9 protein-coding genes are annotated in these 8,361 nt (G+C 75.2%); 6 read left to right on the top strand and 3 right to left on the bottom strand.

The window, feature by feature from the left end; translation table 11 throughout:
- Both HGA02_RS05615 and HGA02_RS05610 read right to left on the bottom strand, forming a co-directional pair.
- Nucleotides 1-296: AzlC family ABC transporter permease (locus HGA02_RS05615; protein WP_343035292.1), on the bottom strand; the 296-nt coding region annotated here is incomplete at its 3' end.
- A gap of 47 nt (nucleotides 297-343) precedes the next feature.
- On the bottom strand, nucleotides 344-1,822 hold the full coding sequence (locus tag HGA02_RS05610) for an NAD-dependent succinate-semialdehyde dehydrogenase (protein ID WP_168678171.1): 1,479 nt from the start codon (nucleotides 1,820-1,822) through the stop codon (nucleotides 344-346).
- A gap of 139 nt (nucleotides 1,823-1,961) precedes the next feature.
- On the opposite strand from HGA02_RS05610, the gene HGA02_RS05605 reads away from it, so the two are divergent.
- Genes HGA02_RS05605 through HGA02_RS05595 form a run of 3 tightly spaced genes read left to right on the top strand, consistent with a single transcriptional unit; the run spans nucleotide 1,962 to nucleotide 5,146 of the window.
- Nucleotides 1,962-2,468 carry a dihydrofolate reductase gene (locus HGA02_RS05605; RefSeq protein ID WP_168678170.1) on the top strand — a complete coding sequence of 169 codons (507 nt, stop codon included), beginning with the start codon at nucleotides 1,962-1,964 and terminating at the stop codon, nucleotides 2,466-2,468.
- Nucleotides 2,469-2,528: 60 nt separating this feature from the next.
- On the top strand, nucleotides 2,529-3,446 hold the full coding sequence (gene dapA, locus HGA02_RS05600) for a 4-hydroxy-tetrahydrodipicolinate synthase (protein ID WP_168678169.1): 918 nt from the start codon (nucleotides 2,529-2,531) through the stop codon (nucleotides 3,444-3,446).
- Between the two features lie 14 nt (nucleotides 3,447-3,460).
- Nucleotides 3,461-5,146, top strand: coding sequence for a ribonuclease J (locus HGA02_RS05595; RefSeq protein WP_168678168.1), 1,686 nt, complete (start codon nucleotides 3,461-3,463; stop codon nucleotides 5,144-5,146).
- On the opposite strand, the gene HGA02_RS05590 is transcribed toward HGA02_RS05595, so the two are convergent.
- Nucleotides 5,121-5,582, bottom strand: coding sequence for a DMT family transporter (locus HGA02_RS05590; protein ID WP_246247468.1), 462 nt, complete (start codon nucleotides 5,580-5,582; stop codon nucleotides 5,121-5,123). The genes HGA02_RS05595 and HGA02_RS05590 overlap by 26 nt on opposite strands.
- Between HGA02_RS05590 and HGA02_RS05585 the strand changes: the two genes are divergently transcribed.
- The 3 genes from HGA02_RS05585 to HGA02_RS05575 all read left to right on the top strand — a co-directional run.
- Complete coding sequence (locus tag HGA02_RS05585) at nucleotides 5,565-6,593, top strand: RNA polymerase sigma-70 factor (RefSeq protein ID WP_343035291.1); 1,029 nt, start codon at nucleotides 5,565-5,567, stop codon at nucleotides 6,591-6,593. The genes HGA02_RS05590 and HGA02_RS05585 overlap by 18 nt on opposite strands.
- A 196-nt stretch (nucleotides 6,594-6,789) precedes the next feature.
- Complete coding sequence (locus HGA02_RS05580; protein ID WP_168678167.1) at nucleotides 6,790-7,533, top strand: ABC transporter ATP-binding protein; 744 nt, start codon at nucleotides 6,790-6,792, stop codon at nucleotides 7,531-7,533.
- The coding region (locus HGA02_RS05575) for a hypothetical protein (protein ID WP_168678166.1) at nucleotides 7,530-8,361 on the top strand (832 nt) is incomplete at its 3' end. The genes HGA02_RS05580 and HGA02_RS05575, both read left to right, overlap by 4 nt.

Below are 8,361 nucleotides of genomic sequence, written 5' to 3'. Positions count from 1 at the left end.
CGCCACCCGTGCACGCCGAGCAGCGGCGCGACCTGCGGACCGTAGAGCCCGTTCCGGACGCCGAGCAGGCCGGCGGTCGCGATCGCGGCACCGGCCGCGCCGCCCGCGCCGACGACGCCGATGAACGCGAACTGCGAGCCGCCGGAGAACATGAGGATGCTGAGGGCCGCCGTCTGGGGGAGGTCCAGCCCGGCCGCGACCGCGAGCGCGCCGAAGGACACGCCGTAGAGGCCCGTCGCGACCGACACCGACACCGCCTGGCGGACGGCCGCCCGCGTCTCGTCGTCCCGTGCCACGCGCGCCACTGTCGCACACCGACGCGCGATGCCCGCGACGCGCTCGCTCAGAGCGCGACGTACACCGGCTCGAGGTACTCCTCGAGGCCCGCCTCGCCGCCCTCGCGCCCGAGCCCGGACGACTTCACGCCGCCGAACGGTGCGCTGGCGTCCGAGACCATGCCGCGGTTCACGCCGAGCATCCCGGTCTCCAGGGCCTCCGCGAGCCGCATGACGCGTCCGACGTCGCGCGTGTACGCGTACGCGACCAGCCCGAACGGGGTGCCGTTGGCGAGCCGGACGCCGTCCTCCTCGGACCCGAACGTCACGACGGGCGCGACGGGGCCGAAGATCTCGTCGCGGACGAGCCGCGCGTCGGGGTCGACCCGGTCGACGACCGTCGGGGCGTAGAAGTACCCGGGCCGGTCCGGTCGCTCGCCGCCGACGTGCACGCGCGCGCCGCCGTCGACGGCCTCGGCGACGACCTCCTCGACGCGGTCGACCGCCGACGCCTCGATGAGCGGCCCGACGGTCGTGCCGGGCTCGGCGCCGTGCCCGACCACGAGGTCGCCGAACGCCGCCGTCAGCCGCCGCGTGAACTCCTCCGCGACGCCCTCCTGCACGAGGAACCGGTTGGCCGCGACGCACGTCTGACCCGCGTTGCGCATCTTCGCCTGCACGGCGCCCTCGACCGCGGCGTCCAGGTCGGCGTCGTCGAACACGAGGAACGGCGCGTTCCCGCCGAGCTCCATCGACGTGCGCAGGATGCGGTCCGCGGACGCCTTGAGCAGCGTCGCCCCGACCTCGGTCGAGCCCGTGAACGACAGCTTGCGCAGCCGGGGGTCGGCGAGCAGCGGGCCCGACACGGTCCGTGCGGACGACGTGGGCACGACGTTGAGCACGCCGGTCGGCAGGTCGCGCGCGTCGAGCTCCTCCCGGACGATCTCCGCGACGAACGCCGTGGTGAGCGGCGTGAGCTGCGCGGGCTTCACGACGGCGGTGCAGCCCGCGGCGAGGGCGGGCGCGACCTTGCGCGCGATCATCGCGATCGGGAAGTTCCACGGCGCGATGAGCAGCGCGGGACCGACGGGACGCCGCAGAACGAGCTGGTGGTGCGTCCCCGCGGGTGCGCGCCGGGCCAGGCCGTCGACGCGCACCGCCTGCTCGGAGTACCAGCGCACGTACTCGGCGGCGTACGCGACCTCGGCGCGCGACTCCGCGAGCGGCTTGCCGCCCTCCGCGGTGACGAGCGCCGCGATGTCCTCGGTGCGGCGCGTCAGCGTGTCGAACACGGCGCGCAGCAGCTCGGCGCGGACGCGCGGCGCTGCGGCGCGCCACTCCTCGAAGCAGTCGTCGGCGGCCGTGAGCGCGTCGAGGGCGTCCTGCTCGTCGCCGTCGGCCACGTCGAACAGCACCTCGGTCGTCGCGGGGTCGGACACCTCGAACGTGCGCCCCGAGCTCGCGGGACGCCACGCTCCGCCGACGAGGACGCCCGTGGGGACGTGCGCCGCGACCGTGGGGGGCAGGTGGGAGGACGTCGTCGTCATCGGTCCAGTGTCGCCCGACCGCCGCGCGGGCACACCAGGAACGCGACGCCGGCCTCCGACGGACCGACCGGCCGGTCGGCCCGTCTCCCGGTCGGGGAGGGCGGCCACCGCCCGGGCGGGTCGGTCGCGCCGACCTAGCATGGCGGCCGTGAGCCTGAACCTGGTGTGGGCGCAGACCCCCGCGGGCGTCATCGGCGCGGACGGGCGCATCCCGTGGCACGTGCCCGAGGACCAGGCGCGGTTCCGCCGCCTCACGACCGGGCACGCGGTCGTCATGGGTCGGGCGACGTGGCAGTCGCTGCCCCCACGCGTCCGCCCGCTGCCGGGGCGCCGCAACGTCGTCCTCTCGCGGGACCCGGCGTTCGCGGCGCCCGGGGCCGAGGTCGCACGCTCCTTCGCGGACGCGCTCGCGCTCGTCGGCGACGTCGAGACGTGGGTGATCGGCGGGCGCGCGGTGCTCGACGCCGCGGTGCCCGTCGCCGACCGGGCGGAGGTCACGCTCGTCGACCTCGACGTCCCCGGGGACGTCCACGCGCCACGGCTCGACCCGGCGCGGTGGCGCGAGCAGGACCCCGACGACACCACCGGCGAGTGGCAGACGTCCGGCGCCGTCCGGTTCCGCTACCGCACGTGGGTGCGCCGCTGAGGGAGGTCCGGGGCGTGGTCCGGGCACCTGGGCAGGTCCGCCGGGCGGTACCGTGAGCGCATGACCCGCGCCGCCACGCCCGCCCGTCCGTTCGGGGCCGTGCTCACCGCGATGGTGACGCCGATGACCCCCGACGGTGCCGTCGACCTCGGTGCGGCGGTCACCCTCGCGAAGCGTCTGGTCGAGCAGGGCAACGACGGCCTCGTGCTGAACGGCACGACGGGCGAGGCGCCGACCACGCACGCCCCCGAGAAGGCCGAGCTCGTGCAGGCCGTCGTCGAGGCCGTCGGCGACGACGCGTTCGTGCTCGCGGGCGCCGGGTCCAACGACACGGCGCACGCCGTCCGGATGGCCGAGCAGGCCGCCGAGGCGGGCGCGCACGGGCTCCTCGTCGTCTCCCCGTACTACTCGCGCCCGTCGCAGGCCGGCCTCGTCGCGCACGTCACGGCGATCGCCGACGCGACCGACGTGCCCGTCATGCTCTACGACGTCCCCGGCCGCACCGGCGTGCGCTTCGCACCCGAGAGCATCGCGACCCTCGCCGCGCACGACCGCGTCGTCGCGATGAAGGACGCGTCCGGCGACGCGTTCACCGCCACGAAGGTCATCGAGCGCACCGGCCTCGCCTGGTACTCCGGCGACGACGGCGCGCTCCTCACGCTCCTCGCGGCGGGTGCCGTCGGCATCGTCAGCGTCTGCGGCCACGTCGCCGGGTCGCAGCTCGCCGCCGTCGTGCGCGCGTGGGACGCGGGCGACCACGCCGAGGCGCTCCGCCTGTACCGTGCCGTCGTCCCCGCGATCGACGCCCTCAACGGCGCCGGCTTCCAGGGCGTCGCCGCCAAGGCCGCGTGCGAGATCCTCGGCCTCATCCCCACCCGTGCCACGCGGCTGCCGCTCGTGCCCGCGACCGACGACGAGGTCGACGCGATCCGGGACGGCCTGCGCGCCGCCGGGCTGCTCGACGTCGCGCTCCGCTGACCCAGGAGAGATCTTTGAGCCACCCCCACCCCGAGCTCACCCTGCCCCCCGCGCTGCCCGACGGTGGCCTGCGCGTGGTCGCCCTCGGCGGCCTCGGCGAGGTCGGCCGCAACATGGCGGTCCTCGAGTACGCCGGCCGGCTGCTGGTCATCGACTGCGGCGTCCTGTTCCCCGAGGACCACCAGCCCGGCGTCGACCTGATCCTCCCGGACTTCGACTACATCCGGGACCGGCTCGACGACATCGAGGCGATCGTGCTCACGCACGGCCACGAGGACCACATCGGCGCCGTCCCGTACCTGCTGCGGCTGCGCCGCGACATCCCGCTGGTCGGCTCGCAGCTGACGCTCGCGTTCGTCGAGGCGAAGCTCAAGGAGCACCGGATCCAGCCGTTCACGCTCGCCGTGCGCGAGGGGCAGACGGAGACGCTCGGCGTGTTCGAGTGCGAGTTCGTCGCGGTGAACCACTCGATCCCCGACGCGCTCGCGGTCGCCGTCCGCACCGGCGCGGGCACCGTGCTGCACACCGGCGACTTCAAGATGGACCAGCTCCCGCTCGACGGGCGCATCACCGACCTGCGGGCGTTCGCGCGGCTCGGCGAGCAGGGCGTCGACCTGTTCATGGTGGACTCGACCAACGCCGAGGTGCCCGGGTTCGTCGCGCAGGAGCGCGGCATCGGCCCGGTGCTCGACTCCGTGTTCGCGGACTCGACCAAGCGGATCATCGTCGCGTCGTTCGCGTCGCACGTGCACCGCGTCCAGCAGGTGCTCGACGCCGCCGTCGCGCACGGCCGACGTGTCGCGCTGGTCGGCCGCTCGATGGTCCGCAACATGGCCATCGCGTCCGAGCTCGGCTATCTCACGGTGCCCGACGGCGTGCTGATCGACCTCAAGGCGGTCGACGCCCTGCCCGACGACGAGGTCGTCCTCATGTGCACGGGCTCGCAGGGCGAGCCGATGGCGGCCCTGTCGCGCATCGCGAACAACGACCACAAGGTGTCCGTCGGCCCCGGCGACACCGTGATCCTCGCGTCGTCGCTCATCCCCGGGAACGAGAACGCGGTGTTCCGCGTCATCAACGGGCTGACCCGCCTCGGCGCGCGCGTCGTGCACTCGGGCAACGCGAAGGTGCACGTGTCCGGCCACGCGAGCGCCGGCGAGCTCCTGTACTGCTACAACATCCTGAAGCCGCGCAACGTCATGCCGGTGCACGGCGAGGTGCGGCACCTCGTCGCGAACGCGGCGCTCGCGGTCCAGACCGGGGTGCCGGCCGACCGGGTCGTGCTCGCGGAGGACGGTGTCGTCGTCGACCTCGTCGACGGCAAGGCGTCGGTCGTGGGGGCGGTCCCGTGCGGCTACGTGTACGTCGACGGGTCGAGCGTGGGCGGCATCACCGAGGCGGAGCTCAAGGACCGCCGGATCCTCGGCGACGAGGGCTTCATCTCGATCTTCGCGGTGGTCAGCTCGGCCGACGGCAAGGTGCTCGCCGGTCCGCAGATCCACGCGCGCGGGTTCGCCGAGCAGGACGAGGTCTTCGAGGACATCCTCCCGGACCTCACCCGAGCGCTCGAGGAGGCCGCGGCGCAGGGTGCGGTCGACACGCACCAGCTGCAGCAGGTGATGCGTCGCGTCGTCGGGCGCTGGGTGTCGAACCGGCTGCGTCGCCGGCCGATGATCATCCCGGTGGTCGTGGAGGCGTAGCGGCGCCGACGGCCACGTTCGCCTCGCCGGCGGGCACCGCCTCGACGGGCTCGTCGGCGCGTGGTGCCCGACCCGAGGTGCGGCGCGACGCGGCCGCGGAGCCGACGAGGATCAGGGCGGTCGCGACGGCGACGGTCACGGTGAGCGGCTCGTCGAGGACCAGCGCACCCAGGAGGACCGCGACGACCGGGTTGAGGTACGCGACCAGCGTCGAGCGGGCCGCACCGACCTCCGCGATCAGGCCGAAGAAGAGCACGAACGCGACGGCCGTGCAGACGGCGCCGAGCGCCGCGAGCGACAGCACGGCCGGGGTCGAGGGCCACGGGTGCGGGCCCGTGAGGGCGACGACGGGCGCGTACGCGAGCGCGGAGAGCGCGAGGCACGCGGTCGTCAGGGGGATCGGGGGGACGTCGCGCAGGTGGCGGTCCGCGATCATCGGGGCGACCGCGTAGCCCAGCGCGGCGAGCAGCACCTGCGCGACGGCCCACGGGTCGTCCGCTCCGGCGCCCGGGCCGAGCAGCAGGGCGACGCCGCCGAGGAGTTCGAGCAGCTGCGCCCCCTGCTGTTCTCGATCGCCTACCGCGTGCTGGGCAGCGTCGGCGAGGCCGAGGACGCGGTGCAGGAGACGTGGCTGCGGTGGGACGCGTCCGGTGTCGAGCCGACGTCGGTCAAGTCCTACCTCTCCGCGATCGTCACGCGCGTCTCGATCGACGTGCTGCGGTCCGCGCGCGTGCGCCGCGAGGCGTACCCCGGCCCGTGGTTCCCCGAGCCGCTGCTCGAGGACCCGTACCAGGAGCCGGAGCGCGCGGCCGAGCTCGCCGACTCGCTGTCGACCGCTGCGCTCGTGCTCATGGAGCGGCTGAGCCCGCTCGAGCGCGCCGTGTTCGTGCTGCGGGACGTCTTCGGCTTCGACGTCGCCGAGGTCGCGAGCGCCGTCGGCCGGAGCGAGGCGGCCTGCCGCCAGCTCGCCTCGCGCGCCCGGCGGCACATGGACGCGGGCCGGCCGCGGTTCGAGGTCGACCGCCGCGAGCGCGAGGAGCTCGCGAGCCGGTTCGTCGACGCGGTGCGCGAGGGCGACGTCGACGCGCTGCGCGAGCTGCTCGCGGCCGACGTGCAGATGGTCGCCGACGCCGGGGGCAAGGGTCCGCTGTGGGGCCGGGGGATGTTCTTCGGCGTCGACCACGTGGCGCGGCTCGTCGCCGCGACCGCGCCGTCGCTCGCGGCCGTCGGCGCGGTGCTCGACGAGCGGGAGATCAACGGCCAGCCCGGCGTGGTCGTCCGCGACGGCGACGGGAACGTCGTGGTCACCATGACGCTCGACATCGCCGACGGCCGGGTCCAGGCGATCCGGAGCGTCACCAACCCCGACAAGCTCGCGCACCTCGGCCCGCTCGCCGACGGGCACGCGCTGCTGCGCCGGGCGACGCAGGAGCGGCGCCGGGGCTGAGTGCTCGCCCCGGGGTCGACGTCGCGTGAGCCCCGGGCACGTGGGGGTGTCCGCCCGGTCGTCGGGGGACGCCCTCATCCCGTGGGCGGAGCCGCGCGTCCCGCCGATCTCCTCCACCGGTCGGTGCTGGGGCACCCGCCCCGATTCGTAGCGTCGTCGACGGACGCCCTGACGGGCCCGACGACGAGGAGACGCGATGATCGAGGTGGACGCGCTGACCAAGCGCTACGGCAGCACGACGGCGGTGGACGGCCTGACGTTCACCGCCCGGCCCGGGACGGTCACGGGGTTCCTCGGGCCCAACGGCGCGGGCAAGTCGACGACGATGCGCGTCGTCGTCGGGCTCGAACGTGCGACGTCGGGACACGCGACGGTCGACGGCCGCCGGTTCGCCGACCTGCCCGCCCCGCTGCACGCGGTCGGCGTCATGCTCGACGCGCGCTCGGTGCACCCGGGCCGCACCGCGTACGCGCACCTGCTCGCGATGGCGCAGACGCACGGCATCGGCAAGGCGCGCGTGCGGGAGGTGCTCGCGCAGACGGGCCTCGAGTCGGCGGCCCGCCGGCGGGCCGGCACGTTCTCGCTCGGCATGGGTCAGCGGCTCGGCATCGCGGGGGCGCTGCTCGGCGACCCGGCGACGCTCATCCTCGACGAGCCGGTCAACGGGCTCGACCCCGACGGCGTGCTGTGGGTGCGGCGGCTGGTGCGCGAGCTCGCGGCTGAGGGACGCACCGTCCTGCTGTCGTCGCACCTCATGCACGAGCTCGCGCTGTGCGCCGACCGCGTCGTCATCATCGGCCGCGGCCGCCTGCTCGCCGACGCGCCGGTGCAGGAGATCGTCGACCGCACCGGGTCGGGGTCGCTCGAGGAGGCGTACCTGCAGCTCACGAGCGACGCGGTCGAGTACCGCACGGACGCGACCGCGGGCGGTGCGCGATGAGCGCCGCGACCGCGGCGCCGCGTGCGGTCGGGGCGTCGTCGACCACGCGCCGGCCGACGTCCGCCCGGGTCGTCGCGTCGGAGTGGACCAAGGTCGTCTCGCTGCGCTCGCCGTGGTGGACCGCCGCCGTGACCGTCGTCGTCGGGGGCGTCATCACGTACCTGAGCGCCCAGGCGTCGTCGGGGGACCCGGGGTTCCAGCCGATCGACTCGCTGTCGTCCGGCCTCATGCTCGCGCAGCTCGGGCCGCTCGTGCTGGGCGTCCTGGTCGGCGCCGGGGAGTTCCGCACGGGCGCGTTCCGCTCGACGTACACGACGGTGCCGCGCCGGTGGCCGGTGCTCGTCGCGCAGACCCTCGCCGTCGCCGGGTTCGCGCTCGGCATCGCGGTCCTGACGACCGTCGCGAGCGTGGTCGGGATCCTCCCCGCGGCGGCGGCGCGCGACCTCCCGGTGGACCTGACCGCGGGCGACGCCCCCGCGCTCCTGCTCGGCATGGTGCTGTTCCTCGTCGGGCTCGCGCTGCTCGGCCACGCGCTCGGTGCGCTGCTCCGCCGCACCGTCCCGGCGCTGGTCACCGCGCTGACCCTCGTGATGGTCCTGCCGATCGTGCTCATGATGGCGAGCGACCCGCTCGTGGCCGGCGGCGACCCCGCGTCGCTCGCGGCGCCCGCCCAGGGCGCGGCGCCGACCGTCGTCGGCACCCTGAACGTGCTCCTGCCCGGCACCGCGGGCGGTCTCCTGACGACGTCCGCGTCGTCGGGTCCCATGGACGGCTCACCCGACCTCGGGCCGGTCGGCGGCGGGCTCGTGCTCGCGGCGTGGATCGTCG

This window comes from Cellulomonas septica, assembly GCF_012396155.1.
GTDB classification, from domain to species: domain Bacteria; phylum Actinomycetota; class Actinomycetes; order Actinomycetales; family Cellulomonadaceae; genus Cellulomonas; species Cellulomonas septica.
This window is presented reverse-complemented; position numbering and strand designations above follow the sequence as displayed.

What these genes read in the sequence shown, in the direction of transcription:
- HGA02_RS05580 (WP_168678167.1), top strand. Translation starts at nt 6,790, where the DNA reads ATGATCGAGGTGGACGCGCTGACCAAGCGCTACGGCAGCACGACGGCG.
- dapA (WP_168678169.1), top strand. Translation starts at nt 2,529, where the DNA reads ATGACCCGCGCCGCCACGCCCGCCCGTCCGTTCGGGGCCGTGCTCACC.
- HGA02_RS05610 (WP_168678171.1), bottom strand. Translation starts at nt 1,822, where the DNA reads ATGACGACGACGTCCTCCCACCTGCCCCCCACGGTCGCGGCGCACGTC.
- HGA02_RS05590 (WP_246247468.1), bottom strand. Translation starts at nt 5,582, where the DNA reads ATGATCGCGGACCGCCACCTGCGCGACGTCCCCCCGATCCCCCTGACG.
- HGA02_RS05605 (WP_168678170.1), top strand. Translation starts at nt 1,962, where the DNA reads ATGGCGGCCGTGAGCCTGAACCTGGTGTGGGCGCAGACCCCCGCGGGC.